We start from the raw sequence: 25,823 nt of genomic DNA, 5'->3' as shown, positions 1-25,823 counted from the left end.
GGCGACGCGCAGTCGCATCAACGCATCAATCGACCGGCCATGATTCCACCGGATATCAGCGTGACACCGAGAATCGCCATGCCCTGCGCGGATTCCTTGATCAGTCCAATGACGCCGAATTGCCGAATGTAAAGCGCGATGAAGTCGGCACGAATGTTCCAGTCCGGCTTTGCCGGGTTCGACGGAGCGACCGCATCGTAGCAGATCGAGCCGACGGCGAAGTGAATCATCGCCAACAGCCCCAGGCCGACCAGCCAACGCCGATGCGCCGGGATTCCGTTCATTGCAATGAGCAGCGTCATCAGCGGAATCGCTTCCGCCAGCATGCGCGGTCCACCGAAGGCGAGTGCTCCGTTCCATGCCCACCACTTCGAGAAGAACAGCCATTGGAGAATGATCCCCGCGGCGAGCCACCGCGCGAGTTCGGTTCTCGGGATGGAGTCGGCAGCCGCAGAGTCGCTTTGCACCGGGGCTCTTCCGCGGATGAGGCGGACGGCCGCTTGCACCGCAAAGATCAACCACGGTGAATAGATCAGTAGTCCGCACGTCGGACTCACAATAAGGCCGGCGAGTCCGTTCGGCAGCGAGGCGGTGAATCCGGCGTCAGCTTCGTCACCGTAGCCGGTGCTGAAAGCGTTGCCGAATGCGGCATGCTGATACCAGAGCGTCAGGGCCGGAACCAGGGCGCTCGCCAACGCGACATGGGGCAGGTGTCGTCGCAGATCGCGCCGCGTCAGAAAAACGCCCAGCGGTGCGAGCGCGACGAAGAGAATGGCCGGGCGCGCTCCGATGGCGAGTCCGGCGATCATCCCGGCGGCGCAAGCTCCGCGGCGCGACAGCGTTGGCCGGGTCACGAACCAGAGGATTGCGCCGACGCAGACGATCGGCAAGGTTTGATTGGTGAGATTGGCCCCAAGCTGGTGCTGTATTGTGCTGCCGAGGACGGTGACGGCCGTCAGGCCGGCCGCCCATGATCCCGGCACGAATCGGCGTAGTGTTGCAGCAAACATAGCGGCGAAGATGCCGCAGGCGAAGACCGAAGCGACTCTTCCGATTCGAAGCAAGTCGGCTTCAGCGATCGAATCGGGGTGAAAAACGGCGTACGGCACGAAAAACGGAACAGCCATGACGCCGGTCCAGACCGGATATCGTGAGTAGATTCCGCTCGCCGACTGAACCGCCCAATAGCAGACCCGGTCCTTGTACCCCTCGATCAACGTGCGAAATTCTCCCAGTTCGAGATTGTGCTCCCGGAGAATGCTGATTGGGATGAGTACGTTAGGAATATTGTCATTGCTGATTGAGCGGACGTTGACTGCCGCCGAAGCCAATGTGACCACCACGCCGATCCAGAGAGCGAATCGTCGCGGCGAGGCGGCATTGTAACTATTGGTGAAATTAAGTATTTGCAACGAGCTACGCCCTCGTGGATTCTGTCAGATGCCTGTCTTATATCGGCGCTTCGAAACGGCCTGCATCGGCTGAATGCCCAAAAGTCTGATCGCTGAGTCGTAAAAATCCGACCGATGTTCGCCGCGACGGCACGAAAGAGGGAAGTTCGGCGCTGCGCCCGACCCCAATTGAGCGGAATCCTTCGAAAGTCAGGGTGAATCGCTGGTTAAGAAATCGGGCGAATAGGTTTTGGCGAGGCCGGCCCGCGACGATAAAATATGATATCCATTTGGGTTCCAGAATTCGCGATCCACGTCGGTCCTGTCGTTCGTCGGGCTCGGTCCGGCGGTCGTGATTCTGGTCGTTCGGCGGTCGTAGGCAGCCCGGCGCGGTTTGAAATTTGACGAGCGCCAGGGTTGTATCAGGGTCACGGAGTTTGCGCGACGGAAGTTGGAAGGAGATGTAATGCGAACGAACGGAAACAGGACACTGAGTGACTTTGTGCTCGTTGCGCTTTGTGCCTTGTTCGCGATGCCCGGTTTGGCGCGAGCCTGCCCGGACCGCGATGAACTGCTCGGCAAGATGGCATGCATGGATGATGGCGACGCCGGGGCCAAGAAAAAGGCCAAACCGAAGAAGTCGTCAAAAGACGACAAATCAGCCAAGAAGAAACATCCTCTTCGAGAGGACGGCAGTTCCCACATACGATGGGGCCAGCGCCGCACCGAGAGCGACGAAGCCTATGACAAGCGGTATGCCGCGCTTCTGAAGCGCATCAAGCAGGACAAGAAGGGCGACTTCACGGGCGGCTCCTTCACGAACGGCAAAGAGCAGGTCTATTTGTGGACCTACATGGGACACCCCTTCATCGTCCGGACGGATATTTCGAAGGAATTCACCGCAGACACCGCGATGTACATGGAGATGCTGCATCGCGACTATGGAAACGCCTACAAGAAGTTTCTCGGCGTGCCCGCGCAAATCAAGCAACCGATCGAGGTGATTGTGTTTGCGGACCGCGCGACCTATATGCGGAATGGCGGCGCGCCGGGCAGCGGCGGCATGTTCCAGCCGGCGGCGCACCTGATGCAGGACCGCCTTGATGCCTGGCCGGCAAGACACTTCCGGTTGTCGCAGTTCACGGACGGTGAAACCGATTTCGCCAAATGGGAGAAGGGCACGCTGAAGCACGAAGCCGCCCACATGGAACTTCAGATGCGGCTCGGGATGACACTGCTTCCGGGCTACAATATCGGATTTCCAGTGCGGGCTCCGAACTGGTGGAATGAAGGTCATGCATCGGTCTTCGAGTGGTGGGATTTTGACAAGGATGTGGATGAGAATCTTCTCGAAGTGCCCGACCGGGGACGGTACGCTCCGATCATCCGGCGGTTGTTCGGCACCGATGGGTGGAAGAACTTCGACTATGTGTGGAAGATCGACCCTGCATCGTGGCATCGAGACATGACGACGCCGCAAGGCTATCTGAACTACTGCCAATCCTGGTCTCTGGCGGCCTACATGATGTCGAGCGGGGTCGAAGGCCGCAATCACTTCCGCGCGATTTTTGACCTGTCGAAGCGTGTCGGCGTTGATCGTCAGACGACGTATCAAGGTGACACGATGTTGGCATGGCAGGATAAGTTCCCGATCGAGGAGCAGGAGAAGCTGGAGAAGCAGTGGATGAAATGGGTCGAGACCCATGTGAGCCGGGATAAGAAGGTTCCCGATGAAGAGTACTTCCTTCGACGCGGCGGATTCAATCCCAAGGTCCTCGACCGGCTGGAGCGTTTCAGCTCCGAAGAGGACTTCGAGGCCAATCGCAAGTGGGTCAAGGCCGAGGAGAAACGCCGCGCCAAGCTGAAACTCATTGAGAAGTGATCGGTCCCGCGCGTTTGCCGGCGTTCGTGTGAAAGATGCAAGCGTCGCGTTCGGAGGAGACTCCGGCGCGACGCTTTTCTTTTCGCAACTGGGTGGATCGGGTCTGCCGAAATGCTAACAGTGCAGCATGCAAGGCTCAGCGAATTCCGCCTTGTCCGAAATTGACGAGCACCCGGGTTCCGTCGATCGAATCGACCTTGATATTGGGATCGCCCGCGTCGATTGTCAGAGTGAGCCGGCTTCCGGACGGAAAGGTGAGGACATATTCGCCGGGTGTATCGACCGCGAACACGTAGCCGCCGCCCGAATTGGTCGCGCGGGCCAGGTTGTTCAACCGGACGGTGGCGTCGGGCCGGCCTTCGCCGAGGTTGTACTCGCCGTTGCGATTGAGATCGTCGTAGACGACCCCCAGGACAAAGGTCGGGCTGTTGGGTGACGCGGCGAATTCCTGTGTCTGCATCAGCGAGTCGGTATATTCGATCCCGTTTGAGGTGAAGCTGCCGCGGACGATCGATATGCCGACTTCACGTAGCGCCGGATGAAGCATCGTGATGCGATGTCCACGACCCTCGATCTCGCGATCGACGAACAGGTTCTCGTGCTGTTGTTCCGTGGTCTGATGCGGGTCGATTGTTCCCGTCGTTCCGTTCCACGCGAGATTTTCTCCCACCGTGGACCACGCATACCCAGCGGACGTGATTCGATCGCCCGGACCTTGGCCGAGGAGATTGCGATGCGCGAAGTAGTCCTGGTTCAGCATGTCTTCGCTGTGTGCGCGGGCCGCCACACGCAGCGTGCTGTTCAGAGCGACAGGCTGCTTCGGCGTGCTGTCGATCTGACCGGGGACACCCTCATCGACTGCGATTCCGTATCGCTCCGCTTCACGGCCGGGCATCAAACGGGCTCGGTTGATCCGTTCCAGCGCAAGCTGCTCATACTCGCTTGCGGCGGGTGAAGCATTGGAGGCAATTCCGTTGTCGCCTGGCGTCGTGCCGCTGATTCCGCCAGTTGGAATCGGATTGCCGATCGGCGTGGATGAGAGCGAGAAGCCGTCGCAGCCGATAATCGCGGCCAAGCCCGCCGCGAACAGGCAGTGAATCAGTCGCGGTGATCGACTTCGGGGCTTCCGCTTGGTTGAGTGGATTTGTGCCATCATGCTTAAGGGGTAGTCAAACGTCGAGTCAGTATAACCGATAACCAACTGGCCGTGGGACTCCAGCTTGTCGTCCGCCCGGTGTACACGCGAACTTCCCAAACCTGCCTCCATGTCCGAGGGTTCTGCGATCGGCGGGCCAACCTTCCATTCCCGAACAGGATGGTCGCAAGCCGGGCGGATTTAGAATCCTAATCTAACTTCTCCGGCTCGGGATGCGTATTTTATCGGAAGCCGGTCGCCGCTTCGGGGGATTCCGTGGAGAAGGGCAGGTTAACGATCGGTCCGGCATGATGCCGCAGAGCAGCAATGCGGGGTCTGGCGGCATGCCTCCGCGGAGTCTGGCAACCTCAGTATTTTAATGTTGCGTTCGTGTCCACTCTCGGCACAATGACTCTCCTCAGCGCAACGCATACCGCCAGGGTGTTTCAAATTCGGCTGCACCGGTTCACGAGTTCGTCGCGGCGCATCGGCGCGGGTTTGCGTTCGGGGTTCGGCCGGGTTTCAGGGCACTGCAATCAGACCGCGAAACGCAACGCGGAGCACCAGCCACACCGTGAGATGTAGAGTCTGTTGACGGATATTCAAGCTCGGAGCGGTCGTTCTACAACGACCGGTGGTTAAATTGCGTCAGGGGTCGACTGTCGATTCATACTAAGTGAAGTTGCTTAAAGAATGATCCAAATAAACGGCGAAAAATGCCCGAATTTCTGCTTTTAATTGGCTCAAACATTAAGGATTCTCACTTAGGTCGGAGGTGAGCGAATGGGTGAACTGACTCCGCGACTGAATCACCACAGCACGTTTCTTTGGATGAGGTGTGCCGCGATCGTGGCAATCGCGTGGCATTGCGACGTCGGCAGCGCCTTGGCGCAACCATCCCCGGTCGATCCTCCGCCGACGGGCGTCGGTTCGGTCTTCACTGATGACGGGAAGGTGATCCTTCGCGGTCAACAATTCGAGATCATGCCGGCCGAGCTGTTGCGGGCGCGCGGTATGGAGTACCCGAACATTCCCATTGGACAGAATGCGGCGTGGAAACTGGTCGGGGCGCTGAACCAGATGAAGGACTGTCCGGCCGAGCTGGATGAAGCTTTTGCGGGAGCGTCCGGGGGCGACTGGCCCGAGGGCGAGACGGGTGTTCGATTGAAGGCGTGGCTGGACGAAAACGCGCCGGCCATCGCGACTGCGCGCGACGCCGTCTTGTCGTCGCAATTTGACATGCCCATGTTTCGCGGCGATTCGGACATGATGTTGGCCGCGCTTCTGCCGACACTGGGGCACTCACGGCAACTGGCCCGGATCATGGCGGCTGACGCGACCTATCGGCTCGCAAATGGCGATGCGGAAGCCGCGCTCGACCGGTTCCTTACGATTCAGCGTTTGGGGAACCACATCGGCAATGGGAGGACGCTCATCGAGGGTTTGGTTGGTTTTGCCTGTGGCGGATTGGCCGAGACGGGCATGATGCGCGTGGTCGCCAGTGAACATGCCGACGCGCAGACACTGAAGGCCGCGCTGGAGGCGATGAACGAGTTGCAGGCGACACTTCCTCGCTTTGAACCCATGCTGCGGGCGGAGCAGAAATGGTCCACTGCGATTGTCGATGATCTGATCGACTACGGGGGCTGGGATGCGATGGCGACCAATGGCGGAAATTTTCCCACGGGTCAGGCCGAGCCCAGCGGCTGGAGCCGCTTGCGGGCGGCCGTTCAGCGAATTTATCTCCCGGATCGCGCGATCAAGCGGAACATGAACGAATTTTTCGACGCGATTGCGGAGTCGTCGCGATCGGAGGATGACACGCCGGGCGAGACGGTTGACGAGGAATTGCTGTTCAGGAAGCTGCCGGCCTGGGACAGGCTGACGCGCATGATGCTTCCGTCGCTTGCGCGCACTCACTTCCTCTCGCTTCGCGCCCATAGCAATTTTGCTCGTACGCGATTGTCGATTGCGGTGGAGGTCTATCGAAAGGAAAAAGGCGTCTATCCCTCATCGCTTTCACAACTCGTGCCGCGGTATCTTGCGGAGGTGCCTTACGATCCGATCACCGGATACGACTTCGACTACGCGCCGCCGACAAAGAGTGGGGAGCGACCTTCCGGCATAGGGCAGGTTGGTCGTGATGATGAGGCGCTGCTGATGAAGAAGCGTCGAACGCCGGTGATCCTCACGCCGCGAGCGTCGAAATGGCGACGGTATGTCATCTCATTCGCGAATCGGCACGAATTTTCTGATTCGCAGCGAGCCGCGGCAGAATCGATCCTGCGCGACATCGAGGCCCGCGCAGCAGCGTTTGAACACACACAGGGGCAGCGATTGCGCGACATCATCGAATCAGGTGATGAGGACGCTGCGAAAGCCGGCGTGGGCCCGTTGGACGAACTGTTCACCGAATTGAAAAGGCGACTTGAAACGCTGCCGACCGCCGGGCAGCGGGCCAATTCAAAGAGCCGATCGAGTTCAGAGCAGAGGTAGTGCCTGCATCCCGGCATGGCGGTGCCGGTGTTCGCGGTTCGGGCCGGGTTCGATGCACGTGAGGTCATAGCAATGATGATGAAATCGCGGATGCCTGTCACCGTCGCACTGATTGCCTTGTGTTCGGCGACGTTCGACGCGACGGCTCGCGCAGAAGACGATATCGAAAAGCTTCTGGAGACGATGCCGGCCGATGTCGGTGTGATCGTTCTTGTTGATCGGCCGTCCCAGACTCTACCGCCGAAACTGCTGGGACCGTTGGTTGGAGCGATCGCGCCGAATGAACTGGCGCAGAAGCAGGTTCTTGAAGCAATCAAGCGGATACCGGGCCCGTTTGTCATTGGCTGGGTGCCGCCGCGCGGATTCGAAATGTCCAAAGATTCGGGCATTCTCATTGCGATTGAGATGAACCGGCCGGACGAAAAGTTCGAGGATTGGTGCGAGGAAAGATTGTTGCCCGCCTGGCGGTCGATGCTGAGATCGTCCGCGACCTCGGCGTTGACAATGGAGCCGGGCGAGCGGTCGATTCGGATTTTTGACCGCAATCGTGACGAAATGGTGCTGGCTTTCGCGATGCGTGACCGGATCGCCTTCGGCGCGACCAAGGCGAACCGAGTATTGCGATGGCGGCGGGACGAATACCCGAAGAGTCGCTGGATTGACAAGCCGGGTTCACGGCGGCTCTGCAGATCGTTGTCGAAGGATCGCGGAATCCGAGTGATTGTGAATCCGCACGCGCTGCTGACCGCGGCGGAGGTCTTGAAGCCCGAGCCGAACAGTCTGGCGGAAATCGCCTTAAGCGTGCTCTCGCCGACGGACGTCGAATCCGTGTCACTGGAACTGACCTGGGAGAAACAGACCATTTCGCTTCGGGCGAACCTGGCAATGAAGGAGGGCTGTCGTGGGCTGCCGGCGTGGTTGATGCGGCCCGGATCGAAGTCGACGGCACTGGGTGCGCTGCCCGATGATTTTTGTGCGGTCGGCCGGTTCGGTTGGAGCAGTGCGTCGCGTGCGCTGGCCGGCGTTTATGAGCTGACTGACCTGTTCGACAAGACCATCGGGCAGGAGTATCTGGAAGACCTCGCGACATTCAAGGCGACCACCGGCGTCGACTGGGATGGCGAGTTTCTCGGCCAACTTGTGAATGAGCTGGTCTTCGGCGTTCGAGTTGATTTTACAAGGAAATCGCCGGTTGGATGGGCGGCGGTTTGTCCGCTCGGCAACTCCGCCGCCTTCAACCGTCAATTGGATCAACTCGTGACCCAATTTGAATTGCCGGTCCGTATCGTGGAGCGCGACGGATTGCGGATTCATGTGGGCGGCGCCGCGGCGCCGTTCGCGTTCGCGTCGGCGAAAAACCATTTTGTCCTGGCTGATTCACCGGAGACGCTCATGGACGTCGCCCAATGCGCTGCCGGTCGAAGCGCCGAACCGGCAAACAAGAGCATTCGTCAGCGCTATGCCGGCATCGAGGCATCGAATCACTTCGCATTAATGCTCGATCTGCAAATGCTCGTAAAGAAAGCGCCGTTTATTCCGTTCACGCTTGGACCCAGATTGGGGACGCTGATGTCGTCGGGCACGGCAAGTCTTGCCCTCTGGTCGCGGGATCGGATGGCGACATTGGAGTTGGTCTGGGACCTCGGCCGGCCGCGGGATCTGGAATCGAAGGAGAGCAAGGATGATGCGACTCCTTTGTTGATCGCGATGGTGGAAGCCGGCACTGAGGCGGTCATTCAATCTCGACAAGAAGCCCTGCGCATTCAAAGCATGTACAACCTGCGAGGGATCGGCCAGGCGATCCAGATTTGTGCGATGGATTCGAATGGCGAATTTCCAGCGAGCCTGGAGGATTTGCTGCGCCTGGCGCCGAATTCGATCACGCTGAGTTACTTCAGGAATCCGTACAACGAGGAAGGTCCCGAATCTTTTGACGAACTGACTGAGAAATCCTACATCATCTATCGCCCCGGACTAAGCACCAAGAGCCCCCCTGATGAAGTGCTGCTCGCCGAGCGTGCGATATTCAATGACAACAATGGTGCGTGTTTTGTGTTTGTCGACGGGCACGTCGAGTTTATTGCGGAACCGCGCGCAAGCGAGTTGATCGAATTGATGAAGTCGGGCGCGGAGAGCGTGAAACGGTAGGAAGACCGGCAGCAATCCGGTCCGGATTGACCCGATAACCCAGCGGGCTGGCGGAATCCGGCCAGGGATCCGCCTTCCCGAAATGATCCGGGGCCGTTCAGACGTTTGCATTCGGCGGGGCATTCGTTGAATCGGCGGGCATTGCGGATTACACTGAAAGAGGTTTCGGAACGGCCGCGTGAAGTTGTCGCGCGGCACTCAATCCTCCGATTCCGTTTTTCAAAGATCCAACCGGGGTATTCAAATGCTGAGAGTTTCGTCCGTTGCGGTGTGTCTGCTCCTCGTGATTGCTGCCGCCGCTTGCGATCGGGAGACGCCCCTGGGGGGCCAGCCCGATGTGAAAATGGGTGAACTGATGCCGGCGGGAACGCCGGAGTTTGATTCGAGCTATCTCGGCGCACAAACCGAAGTCAAGCTGCTCCCCGAACGGACGCTGTCCTACGACGCGCTGGAAACTTTCCGGGCCAAAAACATCGAGACCGCCAGGAAAAACCAGCCCAAACCAAAAAGTGCGAGATCAGGCGATAAGTCAGCCGGAGAACGAAATGCCAGTGGTGAGACACCGTCTTCGAAGGCGACTTCCGCGGCTCCGGCAGGAGGGTCAGCGGGGGGCGGCAAGCTCCTCAAGCTGGGCAGGAAGATTGCCGGTGGAATTTTTGGAGGCGGCGGGAAATCGGCCGACCGCCCCGTTAAGCAAGCGGAATCGAAGGAAGCCGGGAAGGATGCAGCCGGGCAATCGGATGAAGGCGATGCCGCGACGACCGGCGATGATGACGATTCCGACGATTCCGACGATTCAGACGATTCAGACGAGGATTCCGATTCAGACGACGAATCCACGTCCGAGGACGACACCGACGATGCGTCCGATGACGATGCAAATGACGAAGATTCCGACGAGGCCGAAGGCGACGAGCCCGGCGAAGATGACGATTCCGACGATTCCGACGATGAGTAGCGCGGCGTCGGTTTCCTGTCGCAATGATGGAGCGTCCTGACGGGGGCGGATCAGGGCCGGAGAAGCTTCCCAATCTCGGTGTGATCGGACCGATTTTGCCCAGTCGGAGTCTGCCCGCAGCCCTGTGGTTCGGTTTGCGGAGCATGAAAACACTTTGCAAGCCCGCAGGTTCGGCGGGACATTACTGAATCGTAGTCGAATGATTGATCAGGACCAGAGCGGGACCGTCTCGGAGGCCGCAGCGAATCGTGTTCGCGCGGAGGCTGAATTTTCTGCGCATTTCTTGCGAGCGCGCCGCGTGCTCTGGCTCATCGCGGCGGGCCTCATCGGCGATCGGACGCTGGCGGACGATGTAGTGCAGGACGCGGCGGTGATAGCATTTCAGAAGTACGATCAGTTCACTCCCGGCACCAGTTTCACTGCATGGATGGGTCAGGTTGTTCGCCATGTCGCCATGAATACAGCTCGACGCGAGAATCGAAGGAAAAGTGCGAGTCTCGATGGTGATACGGCGCTGACGGGTTCGGTGCTTCGATGCACCGATCCGGGTCGCGTTGAGCTGGGGCCCCGAGGCGAACTGCCAGTGGAGCATTCCTGGTTCGATGATCAGGTCAGCCGAGCGCTGGCCGACGTGGGCGAAGTCGCCCGCGCGTGCCTGCTGCTGCGGTCGATCGAGTCGATGGAATACTCGGAGATTTCCGCTGTGCTTTCGATCCCCGAAGGCACGGCGATGAGTCATGTCCATCGTGCGAGGCGCTTGATGCGCGAGCGACTGATGGCGAGCGGTTGGGATGTTGCAACAGGTCGGCGAGGCCACGCATGAACATTGACGGGCATGACAATCCGGCATCGCTGCTTGACGGATACGTCGACCACCAACTTTCGGAAGTCGATCGCGCCCGATTTGAACAGGCAATTGCCGCCGACGAATCGCTCCGCGCGGCCGTCGAATTGCAACGAAAGATCAACGGTTCCCTTCGCCGTCTTTATGCGCCGACTCCCGGCGATGCGCCATCGGAGCCGGTGGGCTCCACGGACGACACCGCGCTCGGCGCCATGAGAAGTTTCGGTGAGTCGTCTCGGGCCCGCCAGCCACGACGATTTACGCGCGGCGGCCTGGCGGCCGCTGTTGCTGCTTCGATCGTGGCGGCCCTCGCCCTTGGTTGGTACGGCTGGCATGCCTTTTTCAGGATGCCATCGTCGACGTTCCTGGCGGAAGGGCCCCGGCTGATCGATATGGCCGAGGCGTATCAGATCTGCGTTGCGAACAAGTTCAAGGCACAATGGCTCTGCAAGGACGATCGTGAGTTCGCCCAGACATTTTTCTGGAAATTCGGATCGGCACTCGCGATCGTGGCGCCACCTCCGAATGCGGAGTGGACAGGCGTGTCGTATGTGAAAGTCGCCGGCGCCCCCTCTTCGCAGTGCGTCGAGATTCTGGCGAAAGTGGATGGGCGCGGCGTCGTGGTATTTGTCGATCGCGACTTCGATCTGACCATCGCGCCGGCGCTGGCCGACGGTCTGTACATGCATCGTCGGCGGTTGCCGAACCTCTCACTCGTCGAGGTGTCGCCCTTCGAGCAGCCTGCGGTGCTCGACCTGATCCATGAGCGCGACATGCCGGAGGAATGGAAGCAGCCGCCGGCATATTTCAAGTCGAATGCCCCGGCCGGCGGTTGATTCGTGTTCCGACGCTATGCGTCAATGACGATCGCAGGCGTGGGGTGGTCGATTCGATGAACGCTGATCATTCCGCGGCGTGCGCGCTCCGCGAGTTCCGCGGCGTCGAGCGCGGCGAGAGCACTGATCTCGCATGCGACCGGAGGCATGGCATTGGCATCGTGTTCATCAATCAATCCGGCCTGCAACAGCCAGTTTTCGGCGCGGCGGCTCATGTCACGCCGCGCTGTCTCGATTGAGTCAACTCCCGTCTTGTTCTTGACCGGGCTGAATTCGTTCTCGCGCGAGGTTCTCAGCAGCGTGGCCGCGCGGGCCAGCGGCAGCGCATCAAAAACGAATGCCTCAATCTTGACACCGTTCGGCTCCAACGGTTCGACTCGGCCGCCAGTGGACGGATCGACAAAGGGGATCTTCTTTCGCGCAATATGCCAGGGCAATGCGAAGCTCGCACGGTCGGCGGTGAGTCGTTCGACAAACGATCGGGAGAGGATGTGAATCGCGATGTTCGCGGCATCGAATCGTCGGGAGCCATCCGGATTGCGTGAGCGCGCGACCGATTCCGGCATGTCGGAATACTCGATCACGATCTGCTTTCCGCCTGACGTGGCGAAGTTTCCGACTTTTTCCAGATCGTCAGCCTTGGGCACTATTTTGCTTGACATCTCCGCTCCGCCGGCGGCGTGCAATCCGATGAAGACCGGATCGAGGCAAAAGACCAGCGGATTATCGACCTGGAAATAGCTGATGTAATCAACGCCGCGTGCAGCCATGTCGGCCAGCACGCCTGACGTCGCCATCGCAAGTAGCGAGCCACCGTGACCGTCGGGAGAAAGCGCGACGCGGTTTCTCTGATCGAGCAGGATTTTCCCTTGCGAATCAAATGAGGGCATCACGCCCTGCTGAAAGAATCGGACGCGGTCCGGCGCGAGGCCGAAGAATTGATATCGGCGCAGAAACGCCTGCGTCTGGGCATCGTTTGCAGGGCTCGTCATGATGTACCACGGAACGGTGGTTCGATAGCGTCGTTCGGTCGCGAGAATCGACTCTGCGAAGAGTTGAAAGAGCGTTTTGCCGCGCACGGTCGACACCGGCAACGCGCCTTTGGGCCCGTCGAAGCCGAGCCGCGTACCCTGCCCGCCAGCCACGGTGAATGCCGCGACTCGGCCTTCTTCCAGAAGCTTCTCTCCCAGGCGAATGGTATCGCGTCCGACGGACTCGCGGGGAATGACTTCGGCCGGAGTGAGGTCGTCAGGAATCGCGGCATGCGCGTCGGGCTTCTGCGCAAGGGCGGCTACGCCGGGAAGTTGGGTCAGATTGATGCTCTTCAGGTCGTCGAGCAGGATGCGTCGCTCGTCTTCTGCAAGCTCGGTCCAGAATGTGAAAACATGGCCTTGCTCGACGGCGTCGAATGCAGACTTCAACAGGCGATACTCGGCAGCAAGGTCGGACATGGGCCGCTCCAGGGATCTGTCGGCGAACCTCCACGGAGCTTGAATGACGGCCTCCGGTCGGTTCGCTGGTGGAAATTATCAGACTGCCGGCCCGGGTTCAATCAGCAATGCTTCGGATTTGCCGGATGCGGCCTGGTCGGCCTGCTGTGACAAAAGCATGTATAAGGTGTGTATTTACAAGTTGTTACAGAGGTATTACCTGCTCTGAAATTGTGATCGGGCTGAAGGAGGCCATTTATCAGCCTGCCGAAGAGGGTAACGGGACATGCGCGGCGACTTCAGTCGATTCGCCATGTAGTCGATGAATGCCGGCGGATCAATGGACTTCCCGGGCTGCGGAAGCACCGGTTTTGGGGCTGGTTTGGCGAGAGAAACGCTGCGATGAATCAGCGGAATCGCTACGAATTAGTTGACCCGATAGCCCGAAGTCGATTAGAATTCAGTGAAAGAAATAAGGCGGTGAGTGTATCCCGTGCAGGTAAGGTTGGGAAGCTGAGTGGCTCGATTTCATACCCCGTAATCATTCATTCGGTTCGGTGCGCCGCCGATGTTCAAGCACATTGGGCGGTGCCGGAAGTAGATTCATCCTCAGCCTGCTCACCTCCTGAAACTGCGGATTTTTCGGTTGCTAAGCGTTGTGCGCCGTGACGCGCCCATGTCACAAGGCGACATCCGGCTCCGAAACTTACGCCCCGCCAGGACAGTATTGAAGCGGTTGGACATTAGCGGCAATGGACTCCCGATGGAGTCGATGCCAAGCAAAGGTTGACTCGAATAGCCTCGCGGCTGGTCAGCGGTTGTCGCTGGTCGGCGAGGGTAAGATTGTAAAGCCCGATCATTGCGGTGTGGTCGGGGCCTTGTACGAAAGGAATGCGGTGTAGCAGGGGATGCGGACCTAGACGACGCTCGAGCCGTCTAAGTCGTGCGGAAGCTCTTATTTGTAAGTGTACTTCAGAATACCCTGGCTCGCCGATGCCCGAAGTAGAAGGTCCATCGGAAACCGTTAAGGAGGTTTGGACCGTGAAAAGATCCAAAGCGTTTACTCTGATTGAGCTCCTGGTTGTGATCGCGATCATCGCGTTGTTGATCTCGATCCTTCTGCCGTCGCTGTCGCGAGCTCGCGAGCTCTCGAAGCGAACCGTCTGCGCCGCGAACCTGAAGGGTCTCGGCCAGTCGATGTACATCTATGCCCAGGACGATCCGGGCACCTTCCCGGCCATTGCTCAGGTCTGGAATGCCAACAACGGTGCGATGCAGAACTTCCTGCCCAACAACCGCATCAATGAGCCGTCCACGACCGGCACGCCGTCGGTTTCGGTTGACCTCTGGGCGCTGCTCCGAGCGAATAACTCGACTCCGAAGCAGTTCAACTGCCCCAGCACGACCGACATCCCGGATCCGGCTCAGGACACAACTGCCTACTTCGATTTCCTGAGCGAGAACCCGGCCTCGGGTGCGTCGCAGTACCTCAGCTACGGCTATCACTATCAGCACGACCCGAATCGCCGAATCGTCGGAACCAGCTCGGAGCCGACTTTCCCGATCATGGCGGACGGAAATCCGTACATCAAGGGCGGCATCACGGGCGTGGCTCCCCTCACTGACCGACGCGAAGCCGGTCGCGGTAACTCGAAGAACCACACCAACCGCGAAGGCGAGAACATCCTGTTCCAGGATAGCCACGTCAGCTTTGAGAAGGGTCCCGACGTTGGTCTGTCGGGTCGCATCAGCCCCGGTCTGACGGTCTCCCGCGGTCGCGACAACTGCTACACCTACGTTGCGGCGGGTGCCACTCAGCCGGTCGACGCCGGTACGGCCATTCCGACGGCGACGATTGCCAACCCGGGTAGCAACTCGGACGCGGTCATCGTCCCTTGACGCTCGTGAATTAGTCGATTCACGGATTGTCTGGCAAATTCACAACGGCGGTTTACGATTCGTAAGCCGCCGTTGTTCTTTTTTTACAATCCGATTGTTAAGAGCTCCATTGCGGCCCCGTTCATGCCCAGCGGGCGTATCAGGCTCACGCGATCTATGTACAATCGAGTCGAACCTTCGATACGAGATCGTCATGCCGAGAAGCCGCGCCGAACAACTGACGCCTTCGTTGATCGAGCCGGTGGAATCCCGGCGAATCCGTGTCGCATCCGTTGCGCTGTTGCGGCCGGTGGAGACGCCATACAGCTACGCGGTGCCGGACGAACTGGCTGGCAGGCTGCGGCCTGGCATGCGTGTGACGGCTCCATTCGGTCGCGGCGGAAAGCTGGCGCCGGGATTCTGCATCGAGGTCAGCGAATGCGAATGGGATTCGACGCTCAGGCCGATCGTCGGCATCGTCGATGACGAACCGATCATCGGGCCGGCGTTGCTCAAGCTGGGTGTCTGGCTGTCGCAGTACTATGCCTCGCCCGTCGGGCGAACACTCGATCTCATGGTGCCTTCGGCCGCTAAGCGGCACGCCGGAATGCGGCAAGTCGCTTACGTTCGACTCGCACGGGGCTTCATTCACTCGGATCTTTCACATGGCGAAGGCAATACCTCCGAAGCCGTAACCCGTGAGACAGGGAAGGCAAAGCGCTCCGCGAAAGCTGATGCGATCCTTCATCGTCTGGAGCAAGCACGACACACCGGCCGCGAGTTGGTTCAAGCCGATGAACTGCTCAGGTCTGTCGGCTGCACGATTTCTGTGCTGCGCACACTTGAAAAGCGCGGACAGGTAAGCATTGAATCGCGGCCGGAACATTCCGCGCTCGCCGCGCCGCGCGAGCTGCATCCGGAGCCGGGATTCGAGTTGAACGCCGACCAACGCGCGGCGATCGACCACATCTCCGCCGCGCTGGAAGCGGAAAAATTTGCCGTCGAAGTGCTTTATGGCGTGACCGGCAGCGGTAAGACGGAAGTCTATGTTGCCGCGATCCGCCGAGCGCTGGCGCTCGGTCGACAGGCGGTGATGCTGGTGCCGGAGATCGCGCTGACGACGCAGACGGTTCGGCGACTGGAGTGTCGATTCGACCGCGTGGCGACCATTCACAGCGGCATGACCTCCGTCGAGCGGTCGCGAACGTGGGCGGCTGTTGCGGCCGGGGAGTTCTCGGTGGTCATCGGGACGCGCAGCGCCGTCTTTGCGCCGTGTCCCAATCTCGGCCTGATGATCGTGGATGAGGAGGCCGAGCCGAGCTACAAGAGCCAGTCCGCGCCGCGCTATCACACTCGCGATGTGGCGGTGAAGCGATGCCATATCGAGGGCATACCGATCGTACTGGGATCGGCGACGCCATCGCTGGAGACCTGGCTGAACGTGGGGCGCCGGCCGCATTATCATCTTCTGCGCCTGCCGAATCGCGTGCGCGGTCTAGCGCTTCCGACGATGCACCTCGTGGACATGAATGAGGAACATCGCGTCCGTCCTGGCGTCCACATGCTTTCCCGCGTGATGGAAGAGAAGTTGAACGATACGTTGAATCGGAATGAACAGGCGGTGATTCTACTGAACCGTCGCGGCTATGCGAGTTTCCTGCATTGTGCAAAATGCCGAACGATTCTGACGTGTCCGCATTGCACGGTTCGTCTGGTCTTTCATGCCAGCACGTCGATGGCTCACTGCCACTACTGCGGCCGGACGCTTCGTGTGCCAGGAAGGTGTCAGAACCTCGGCTGCGATGGAACGATGGTGAAATTCGGATTGGGTACCGAGCGGGTCGAGGAGGAGATCGGCCGGCGTTTTCCCGCGGCGCGCGTGCGGCGGATCGATTCGGATATCATGCGAGGCGCGGCGGACTTCGCGGACCTTCTGGGTGCGTTTGAACGGCGGGAGTTTGATGTCATGGTCGGCACCCAGATGGTGGCGAAAGGGCTGGACTTTCCGTTTGTGTCGTTTGTCGGTGTGATCAGTGCTGATACGGCGCTGGCGCTGGATGACTTTCGCAGCGAAGAACGGACTTTCCAGCTAGTTCTGCAGGTGGCCGGTCGCAGTGGGCGCGGCGATACGGGCGGGACCGTGGTGGTGCAGACCTTTGCGGCTGATACGTCACCGATTCGACACGCCGTTGCCGGCGATTATGAGGGCTTTGCGCGGCACGAACTGGCGCTTCGCCGCGAGATGGATCTACCGCCATGGTCGCGGATGCTGAGAATCGTGCTCGCCGACGGACATGTTACGCGGGCGCGGTCGGCCGCAGAGACTTTGAGCCGAACGGCCCGGGAGCGATTTAAAATGCACGGCATTCCGGCAAGAGTCTTTGAGCCGCGTGAGTCGCCGATCACTCGAATTCGCGACCTTTACCGATTTGACGTTCTCGTGACCTTTCCGACAGCCGATGCGTTGATGCGTGCCAACGCAGTGATGAAGAGCGAGAAAATACTCCGTGCGCGCGCAAAGAGCGTCGTGGTCGATGTCGATCCAGTGTCATTGCAATGACGCGAAGACGCAACGGCGCCGGGGCATGTCATCCTCGAACACCCATTTGCGCCGCGATGATGTTTCGTTGGATGTCGTTGGTGCCGCTGAAGATGATAGTGCCGAGGGCGTCGTTCAGAAAGGTGTGAATGCCGTTCTCGGTGATGAATCCGTTGCCGGCGAAGGTGCGTATCAGGTCCAGGCTGCTTTGCACAAAGCTCTCGCTGATAAATAATTTGGCGACGGCCGCCTCAATCGGCGCGCGTTTGTTCGCGCTCTTCAACGATGTCACGTGGTACAGCAGCAATCGTGAGGCATCCAGCCGCACTTTCATATCCGCAATTCGATGGGCGACGGCCTGATACCCGGCGATGGCGCGACCGCCGACGTGGCGTTTGTTGGCATATTCAACGGCCAGTTCGAGTTCCTTCTTCATCGCCCCCAGGACGAAGCCGAAGATGCAGGCGCGTTCGCGTTCGATGGATCCCTGAAACACCATTGAGCCGGAGCCGGGCTTGCCGAGCACATTTTCGTCGGGCACCGAGACATTTTCGTAGATCACTTCGCTCAATCCGGAGCCGTGCAGGCCGGTGGCGGGGAGTGGACGCACGGTCATGCCGGGCGTTCCCGGCTCGACGAGAAAGCAGCTCAGGCGGTATCGCTCGGCGTCGTCCATTCGGGCATAAACCACATGCAGGTCGGCGCCGGCGCCGCACGTCGCGTACTTCTTCCTGCCATTGATGATCCATCGATCACCCACGCGCCGTGCGATCGTCTGCATGTTGCCGAGATCGCTTCCGCCTTCGGGTTCGGTGACACTATGGGCTGCGACCCATTCGCCGGTGGCGAGCTTCCGAAGATAGCGCGCCTTCTGTTCATCGGTGCCGGCTTTGTAGAGTGTTTCGACACTGCCGAATATGTGCGCGTTGATCGCGATCAGCAGGCCGTATCGCTTGCAACCGTAGCCGAGGCCTTCCATCATCGCGACCATCTCATCGAGATTCTGCCCGCGGCCGCCGAATTCCGTCGGAATGGTGATGCCCATCGCGCCGAAAGCGGCACACTTTTTCCAGCCGTCGCGGTCGAAGGTCGGATTGACCACTCCGCCAGCCAGTTCTTTCTGCGAGAAATCGATGGCAGCCTGGCGAATGGACTGCTGGGATTCGGACAGTTCGAAGTTCATGATTCTGGCTTCCCGAGGGGTCCTGTATCTGCGTTCATCGTCGCCGCCGCCGCGATCACGTCGTCAGGTCGTCCATGATAAACTCGGCGAAGCGGTTCGCCAGTTCGTCAGGCACCTTTTCTTCGATGTAAGTCATCGCGAGGCTCATTCTGCCGCGGAACTGGCCCACTTGCAGCACCATGCCGGGAGGGGAAATGGAGGCGTTCAGTGAATAGAGCCGATCCACTCGTCGACCGCAGAATGACTCCAGACCCGCAAGCACCGGACCGAGAAAGCCAAATCCAAGCGAGATGGGATCCTTCCGCATGCGATCGACCAGATGCCGGGCGAGGAGCTTTTCCATCGGAGCCATTAACGACATCATTTGTGCCGTGCCGATATCCACTCCCCGGCGAATCTGATCGCGCATGTAGGCATTGAGCGACCTGGTCAGTGCATCGCGGTCTTCCAGTTCGTCGGCCCTGGCACACATTCGGATGAATGACATATAGTTCCGAAACACGGGATGAATCTTCCCCGGTGCGCGAAGATTGAGCGGCACATCGGTCTGAAACCCCGTTCTGCGGCCGATGGGCTTGTCCGTAAATGCCCGTATCGCACGAAACACCGAGGCGAGCACCGCGGGCGACAGATTCGCAAAACCGCACAGACGCCGTACACGATCAATCGCCGCCCGTGTCCGAGCCTCATCCATTTCTCGAACGAGAATTCGAAGCGGCCCATGACACCATTGCGACACATCGCCCCGGGCAAGCACGCCGGATCGAATCGGCAGCTTGATCTGGCTGCGAACTACCTGCATCGCTGCTGAAAAACGCCTGCGCCGTCCGATGCGGCTGAGGTGCTCGGCGAGTTCGTCGTGCGCGCATGGCATCGCCGGAATCGTGGAGGCGGATTCTTCGGCGTGGAGCCGGCTGATCTCGCTCAGCGCGAACTCGGGGCCTTTGCCGTCCATCAGCACGTGGCTGAATCGTAGGAGCAGCACGTCGCGGCCGTCGGGAAGGTGCAGCAGGTGAAACTCAATCGGCGGATGACGGTCCGGATCGAGCGGCTCCGCGAAGAGGCGCTCGCCGGTCCGCCAGACGGTGGCCTGTTCGTCTGATGATTCGTCCAGCTCAGTAAATTTCACCGGTCCGGCATGTGCCGACCAGTATGGGATGCCGCGGCGATCCCGGGCCAGTCGCGATGTGATGACAGGGTATTGACGCTCCAGCGACGCCAGAGCGCTCCGGAATTTGCCGACATCGAGGCGCCCGTCCAGCCAGACATGGGTCTGACACTGAAAGCCCGGATGGCCCAGCCGGCGCATTCCCTCGTGCGCAACCAGCATCAGCCGGTCAGCCGCATTGAGCGGCTGAACGCACCCGGTGGTCTGCGCGGCGGTCATGGGCGATGATGGGTTCGTCATGCCGTTCAGCTCAATGGACCATTCTGCCGCGCCAGTCAGCCTGGCGAAGCGCTCAGTGCAGTTCCCATGACTCGCCCGGCTTCATCGCTTTGACTTCAACGCCGGCCGGTGAAAAGGCGGAGATATCGCCGGTGAGGAATCCGGAAAACGTGCCGTAGTGCATGGGGATGGCGATCTTCGGCTTGATCATTTCAGCCGCCAGTTTGCCAAGCTCCGGCCCCATCGTGAATCGGTCACCCACCGGAATCATCGCAACATCGGGCTTGTAAATCTCGCCGAGCAGCTTCATGTCCCCGAAAAGACCGGTGTCGCCGCAGTGATAGATCGTTCGGCCGCCGATGTGGATCATCACGCCCATCGGCTGTCCCATGTATCGGCCTCCATGCGAAGAGGAATGGAATGCCTGTGTGAACGCGACCCAGCCGAACGGTGATTTTATCTTTCCGCCGGCGTTGCCGGGCTGCCTTTGATTGTCGGGAATGCCTTGCTCGCCGAGGTATCCGCAGATTTCCCACGACGAATAAACAACCGCCCGGTTCGACTTGGCGAGTTCCAGCGTGTCACCGACGTGGTCTTCGTGCCCGTGAGTAACAACGATGTGTCCCGGATGAATATCGGAGGTCTTCAGCCTGGCGACCGGATTTCCGGTGATGAACGGGTCGATGGCGATCCGGTGTTCACCACTCTCGAGATAAAATGCCGAGTGACCGATGAAGGTAATTTTGATCGACATGACGGCCTCCTTTTGAGTATGCATCATAGTCGAATTTCCTCGGTTTGCAGAGCGGCGGCCGATTCAGCGGAAGTGAGCCCGGCATGCGAGAGCTTCCGGTCGATTCATGGAGATCAGTCCGCAGACTCTGCCAGTCGTACGATCTCGATCAGTGCATCAAGCCGCGCGATCAGCGTGGATGGGTCGTCGGCCCGAACGGTGACATGGCCGATCTTTCTCCCGGGCCGCGGGCGTTTGCCATAGAGGTGAACGCGGGCGTGCGGAATTTGCAGCATGGACTCCAGTGTCGGCAAGACGCCGATCAGATTCACCATGCCGACATGGCCGATTGCCGCCGTCGATCCGAGTGGCAGACCAAGAATCGCTCGCAAATGGTTCTCGAACTGGCTGGTTTCGGCGCCGTCGATCGTCCAATGGCCGGAGTTGTGAACGCGCGGTGCAAATTCGTTTCCCAGCAGCGAGCCTTCATGCTCGAATAGCTCCAATGCCAGCACACCGACATATTCAAGCCGATCAAGCAGGCGCGCGGCGTATGTCTCCGCGGCCTCCTGGAGAGGCTCTGTCCATCGCGGCTCGGGAGCGACCGCCGTCCGAAGAATGCCGTCACGCTGCCGGGTCTCGACGAGCGGATAGAACGCATGCGATCCGTCACGTGTCCGAACCGCGATGATCGCCACTTCGCGGTCAAACGGAACATATCGTTCAAGAATCATCGGGACGCCGCCAAGTGCCTCCCATGCGGCATCCATGTCGCTCTCAATGTTCAGGATGCGCTGGCCCTTGCCGTCATAACCCATCCGCCGCGTCTTCAGAACGGCGGGCAATCCAATCCGCTCGACGGCCGAGGCGAGGTCGCTCCGGGAATCCACCGGCTCGAATGCCGGTGTATCGATGTCCAGCGATTGGAAAAGGCGCTTCTCGAGCAAACGATCCTGTGCCGACTCGAGCGCCTGCGGCGGAGGAGACACCTGGACGCGTTCAGCCAGATAGCGTGCCGCCTCAATCGGTACGTTCTCGAACTCATAGGTGACGACGCTGCACGCGGCCGCGATCCGCTCCAGGTCGCCGCGATGCTCGAAGGAGCCGACGAGCACATCGGTCACGTTAACAGCCGGACACTCAGCCGACTCTTCCAGAACCAGCGTGCGGATGGCGAGGTTGTGTCCAGCTAGCGCAAGCATGCGCCCGAGCTGGCCGCCGCCCAGAATGCCGATTTTCATGGGCGACCTCGTGGGTCGGGATGATCGAGCACGGCCTGCGTCTGCTTCGCACGAAATGCGTCGAGTCGTGCGGCAAGTTCCGGTCGATCCTGTGCAAGGACAGCCACGGCGAAGAGTGCCGCGTTGGCCGCGCCTGCGGGGCCGATTGCGAACGTGGCAACCGGAATCCCCTTCGGCATCTGAACGATGGAGAGCAGTGAATCGATGCCGGAAAGAGTGTGTGACTGTACCGGGACACCCAGGATCGGGACCGCAGTTTTAGCCGCCAGCATTCCCGGCAGATGTGCCGAACCGCCCGCGCCGGCGATGATCACTTTCAGCCCGCGCTTGGCCGCGGTGCCTGCATATTCGAAGAGTAGATCTGGCGTGCGATGAGCCGAGACGACGCGAACCTCATGGTTCACGGCAAATTCAGTCAGTATCTCGGCCGCATGGCGCAGCGTATCCCAATCGCTCGAACTGCCCATCACGACGCCGACGTCCACGGTCTCTGACATGCCGTCGCCCCTGGTGGCCGATTGTTCATCTCCGAAATCCGCGCCCGGCATCGCGCGGAGCATGGCATTGTAGCGAATCCCCCGGCGTCGTCACTTCGACAGGATCGACAGCGCCGCCGCGCTCATCGTGCGCACGCCAGTGCGAATGCTCGGCTCCGGATCTGGCCGAAATGTGGATGAGTGGATCGATGGCAGCGCGGGGCCGTTGGGCTGTTGAGCCGCGGCAAATCGTGCATCGTCGATCACGCCAAGCCAGTAGATGAATCCCTTGACGCCTTTTGCATCCCGTGAGTATCGCGAAAAATCCTCGCCTCCCATCGAAGGGGGGCGGCGAATCACGTTGGGCGCTCCAAGGACGCGCTCGAAGACACCGACGATCTGATCGCTCAGTTCGGGATCATTGAAGACTGCGGGCGTGAAATCTTCATCGACCACTCGCACGTCCGGCGGCTTCGGACACGCTGCCGCCTTGCAGGTATCGATCGCGATTTGACGGATCGAGTCCAGCAGCTTCTTTCGGACCTCGTTCGTATACGACCGCACCGTGAGTTGCAGCGTCACGGTCTCGGGGATCACATTGTGCTTCGTGCCGCCATGAATCGATCCAACGGTTACAACGGCCGTATCGCGCGGGTCCAGTCGGCGGCTGACGATGGTTTGCAGTGCGAGCACGAGTTGCGACGCGGTGACGATGGGATCGACGGTCTGATGCGGGTACGCCCCGTGACCGCCCCGTCCGTGGATTGTGATGTCGACGGAATCTACGTTGGCCAGGGCCCATTCAGGAGAATAGCCGATCGTTCCGACCTTTAACTCATGCGAGACGTGCAGGGCCAGCGCGTAGTTTGGCGTGCCGAATCGTTGATAGAGACCATCCTCCAGCATCAGTCGGGCGCCTTGACCGATCTCCTCGGCGGGTTGGGCCACGAACATGATGGTGCCGGCCCAGAGGTCTTTCACCCCCGCCAGCGTCTGCGCCGTCGCGACAAGGACGGTCATATGCATGTCATGACCGCAGGCGTGCATGACGCCGACCTTGCTGCCGTCTGTCTCGGTGTGCAACACTTTGCTTGCATAGGGCAGGCCCGTCTCTTCGACGACCGGCAGGGCGTCCATGTCTCCGCGAATTAGCAGGACCGGGCCGGGCCCGTTCTCAAGCATGCCGACGACCCCGAAGCCGCCGACATGACGAGTGACTTTCAGGCCGATTCTCGCAAAGGCTTCGGCGATTCGCTCGGAGCTTTCCTTCTCGTGCAACGAAAGTTCGGGATTCGCATGGCAAACCTTGTAAAACTCGAACCATGCCGGAAGGTCTTTCGTGATGTGCGCGTCGATCGCTCGGATCGCATCGTCCGACGGAGCCCCTTCGGCACGAACGTCGGGAACGACCGCGAAGACGGCGACGGCTGCAATTAGACACCAATTGAAGAAACGTGCGGTGGGAATCATGGGCGTACTCCGGCGGCGGTCTGAGAACCTGCCTCGCGTTCGGACCATCTTGTTCTGTTTGGATCTTTGCCGCAACCGGAGCTGAACGATTTAGGAACCGGCGGCTGGATGAATAAAAACGGGCACAATCGCTCTAAGGCGGTTGTGCCCGAATGCCTCGGGTCGGTCGGTCAGGACCCCTTGGCGAGAGGAGAAGAAGAAAAGGAGGGCGACTCGGAGAGTCGTACTCCCGAATGGATGACGGACGATCAGGCCCGTGAGGCTACCGATTCGCCCAGTTTCTTTTGTTGAAAAATCCGGTCGGGTGCGAACCCGAGTCGACAGGTCGCTGAATTGCGGGGTAATAAGGTTTGACTGGCGCGGACTCAGCCGCACGCGTCTTCGGACTTGGCGGAGCTCATCGTGAATCTGCCGGCGCCGTGACGCTTGGCGCCCCGGGATTGTTCACGAATCGCTCCAGGATCGACATGATGCGCGCCGTTTCGTATGGATCGGTGCGCGTGCTGATCGCGTTGTTGTCCACGCCTCCGAAGTAATGCAGCAGCGGCATGCCAGCGGCCAGATCTTCCGGCCACCCATTGAAGATCATGCTGCGCTCGCGGAGGTACTGCCGATCAAGCGTCTGCATTCGCTGCTCTCGGACGGTGCCGGGATAAGAAGCGTAGAAGTTTGGAACCGGATGGACCAGTTCTGCCAGATCGTAGATGACCGTCTGATAGCTCTGTCCGTCCGTGCCCGTGTATGTCTGACCTTCGTGGATGACGCCGTCGCGCTGCGCGGCGCGCCGCGCGGCGCGCTCGGCCCAGTCGGCTGGATAGGCGATGTCCGCTCCAGGCGGCGGCGGAAACGCCGCGACTTGATTGTCGATCAGGTGGCGCGCTCGTTGACGAGCCAGCGACCGAGCCAGCTCCCGTTCGTAAGCATGAATGGCGAACTCGCCGTAAAGCGCTTCATCAATCGCGACGATCTCGCCCGATTCGGCAAATTCGCTCAAGGAATTCGAGCGGATAGACGACCTCGGCGCGGTCTCGAAATCCGTTTCGCTCGATTCTTCGCCAATCTCCGACAAGGTCAGGACGCGGGTTGAGTTCGAACGGCGGGCGACCACCGCGCTCGATTCCCCGGCGCGATCGGCCTTGGCGGCTTTGGCGGCCTTGCGGGCAATCGATTCCGTGATTTGGGATAGTTCGCGCCGATAGGGGGAGGTATCGATGTGGCGCGGAAGGCCATCCAGCGATGTCCGAGCGTTGTCGGTGCGATCGACCGCGAGTTCAAGATCGCCGGAGCGAACGGCTTGCCTGGCTTGAATAATCAGAAGTCGAACGCGGCGAAAAGTCTGATTGACCTCGTTTGCCTGCTCCTCTTCGATGAGTGCCAGCGCTTCCCGATCCTGCTCAGTCATGACGCCGGCCGCCCGTTTGGCCACGAGAAGACGCGCGTACATCGCCCGATTGTTCGGATCGAGCCGATAGGCGCCTTCATACAATCGAACGGCCCGTTCGAACTCACGAGCATCCAGCAGACGGTCTGCCTCAGCCGCCATCCGATCAGCCTCGGCCATAGGCTTCGCCGATGCCTTGTCCTGATGTTCGTTCTCTTCGACGGCCTGCTTCAGCAAGTCAGACGGACCTGCCGCCCGAGTTGATGATGCGGAAACAATCACGCAGAGCGCAATCATCCAGATAGCGACGCGGTTCATTTCGAATCTCCTCAATAATGCGAAGCAAGTCTGCATCGCGAAGCCGGCTGGCCTCGATATCGGCGGGGGTTTTCGGGTTCGGCGCCGTTTGGGCATT

Annotated in this window: 18 protein-coding genes; 8 read left to right on the top strand and 10 right to left on the bottom strand. The window is 60.0% G+C overall.

The window, feature by feature from the left end; genetic code table 11:
• Nucleotides 1-17: 17 nt before the first annotated feature.
• Entirely contained in the window at nucleotides 18-1,412 is a 1,395-nt protein-coding gene (locus tag KF841_04080; GenBank protein ID MBX3394527.1) for a hypothetical protein, read from the bottom strand.
• 445 nt (nucleotides 1,413-1,857) lie between these two features.
• On the opposite strand from KF841_04080, the gene KF841_04075 reads away from it, so the two are divergent.
• A complete protein-coding gene (locus KF841_04075; protein MBX3394526.1) occupies nucleotides 1,858-3,273 on the top strand; it encodes a hypothetical protein in 1,416 nt (471 codons plus the stop codon).
• A 136-nt stretch (nucleotides 3,274-3,409) separates the two neighbouring features.
• On the opposite strand, the gene KF841_04070 is transcribed toward KF841_04075, so the two are convergent.
• The gene (locus tag KF841_04070; GenBank protein MBX3394525.1) at nucleotides 3,410-4,528 is read right to left on the bottom strand and encodes a hypothetical protein; all 1,119 of its coding nucleotides are present in this window, start codon (nucleotides 4,526-4,528) and stop codon (nucleotides 3,410-3,412) included.
• A gap of 663 nt (nucleotides 4,529-5,191) precedes the next feature.
• Between KF841_04070 and KF841_04065 the strand changes: the two genes are divergently transcribed.
• The 5 genes from KF841_04065 to KF841_04045 all read left to right on the top strand — a co-directional run bounded on the left by KF841_04065 (nucleotide 5,192) and on the right by KF841_04045 (nucleotide 11,690).
• Nucleotides 5,192-6,904, top strand: a complete 1,713-nt coding sequence (locus KF841_04065) for a hypothetical protein (protein MBX3394524.1) — start codon at nucleotides 5,192-5,194, stop codon at nucleotides 6,902-6,904.
• A 72-nt stretch (nucleotides 6,905-6,976) separates the two neighbouring features.
• Entirely contained in the window at nucleotides 6,977-9,052 is a 2,076-nt protein-coding gene (locus tag KF841_04060) for a hypothetical protein (GenBank protein MBX3394523.1), read from the top strand.
• A 244-nt stretch (nucleotides 9,053-9,296) separates the two neighbouring features.
• Nucleotides 9,297-10,010, top strand: a complete 714-nt coding sequence (locus KF841_04055; GenBank protein ID MBX3394522.1) for a hypothetical protein — start codon at nucleotides 9,297-9,299, stop codon at nucleotides 10,008-10,010.
• A gap of 199 nt (nucleotides 10,011-10,209) precedes the next feature.
• Nucleotides 10,210-10,833 carry an RNA polymerase sigma factor gene (locus KF841_04050; protein ID MBX3394521.1) on the top strand — a complete coding sequence of 208 codons (624 nt, stop codon included), beginning with the start codon at nucleotides 10,210-10,212 and terminating at the stop codon, nucleotides 10,831-10,833.
• A complete protein-coding gene (locus KF841_04045; GenBank protein MBX3394520.1) occupies nucleotides 10,830-11,690 on the top strand; it encodes a hypothetical protein in 861 nt (286 codons plus the stop codon). Before KF841_04050 ends, KF841_04045 begins: the two co-directional genes overlap by 4 nt.
• A gap of 14 nt (nucleotides 11,691-11,704) precedes the next feature.
• Here KF841_04045 and KF841_04040 read toward each other — a convergent pair whose 3' ends face one another.
• On the bottom strand, nucleotides 11,705-13,141 hold the full coding sequence (locus KF841_04040; GenBank protein MBX3394519.1) for a UDPGP type 1 family protein: 1,437 nt from the start codon (nucleotides 13,139-13,141) through the stop codon (nucleotides 11,705-11,707).
• A gap of 972 nt (nucleotides 13,142-14,113) precedes the next feature.
• Here KF841_04040 and KF841_04035 point away from each other — a divergent pair.
• Together KF841_04035 and priA are read left to right on the top strand one after the other, a co-directional pair.
• A complete protein-coding gene (locus tag KF841_04035) occupies nucleotides 14,114-15,019 on the top strand; it encodes a prepilin-type N-terminal cleavage/methylation domain-containing protein (protein MBX3394518.1) in 906 nt (301 codons plus the stop codon).
• A 193-nt stretch (nucleotides 15,020-15,212) separates the two neighbouring features.
• Nucleotides 15,213-17,558, top strand: a complete 2,346-nt coding sequence (gene priA, locus KF841_04030; GenBank protein ID MBX3394517.1) for a primosomal protein N' — start codon at nucleotides 15,213-15,215, stop codon at nucleotides 17,556-17,558.
• Between the two features lie 28 nt (nucleotides 17,559-17,586).
• Here priA and KF841_04025 read toward each other — a convergent pair whose 3' ends face one another.
• The 7 genes from KF841_04025 to KF841_03995 form a co-directional block, all read right to left on the bottom strand.
• Nucleotides 17,587-18,720, bottom strand: coding sequence for an acyl-CoA/acyl-ACP dehydrogenase (locus KF841_04025; protein MBX3394516.1), 1,134 nt, complete (start codon nucleotides 18,718-18,720; stop codon nucleotides 17,587-17,589).
• A 55-nt stretch (nucleotides 18,721-18,775) separates the two neighbouring features.
• Nucleotides 18,776-20,128, bottom strand: a complete 1,353-nt coding sequence (locus KF841_04020) for a hypothetical protein (GenBank protein ID MBX3394515.1) — start codon at nucleotides 20,126-20,128, stop codon at nucleotides 18,776-18,778.
• A 52-nt stretch (nucleotides 20,129-20,180) separates the two neighbouring features.
• Nucleotides 20,181-20,861, bottom strand: a complete 681-nt coding sequence (locus KF841_04015; GenBank protein MBX3394514.1) for a metal-dependent hydrolase — start codon at nucleotides 20,859-20,861, stop codon at nucleotides 20,181-20,183.
• Nucleotides 20,862-20,974: 113 nt separating this feature from the next.
• Nucleotides 20,975-22,081, bottom strand: a complete 1,107-nt coding sequence (locus KF841_04010) for a 5-(carboxyamino)imidazole ribonucleotide synthase (protein ID MBX3394513.1) — start codon at nucleotides 22,079-22,081, stop codon at nucleotides 20,975-20,977.
• Nucleotides 22,078-22,578 carry a 5-(carboxyamino)imidazole ribonucleotide mutase gene (purE, locus tag KF841_04005; GenBank protein ID MBX3394512.1) on the bottom strand — a complete coding sequence of 167 codons (501 nt, stop codon included), beginning with the start codon at nucleotides 22,576-22,578 and terminating at the stop codon, nucleotides 22,078-22,080. The genes KF841_04010 and purE overlap by 4 nt, the downstream gene beginning before the upstream one ends.
• Before the next feature lie 90 nt (nucleotides 22,579-22,668).
• Nucleotides 22,669-24,027, bottom strand: coding sequence for an amidohydrolase (locus KF841_04000; protein ID MBX3394511.1), 1,359 nt, complete (start codon nucleotides 24,025-24,027; stop codon nucleotides 22,669-22,671).
• A 397-nt stretch (nucleotides 24,028-24,424) separates the two neighbouring features.
• Nucleotides 24,425-25,726, bottom strand: coding sequence for a hypothetical protein (locus tag KF841_03995; GenBank protein ID MBX3394510.1), 1,302 nt, complete (start codon nucleotides 25,724-25,726; stop codon nucleotides 24,425-24,427).
• Nucleotides 25,727-25,823 lie beyond the last annotated feature (97 nt).

It is taken from the genome of Phycisphaerae bacterium, from assembly GCA_019636475.1.
In the GTDB taxonomy this organism is placed as follows: Bacteria; Planctomycetota; Phycisphaerae; order UBA1845; family UTPLA1; genus JADJRI01.
This window is presented reverse-complemented; position numbering and strand designations above follow the sequence as displayed.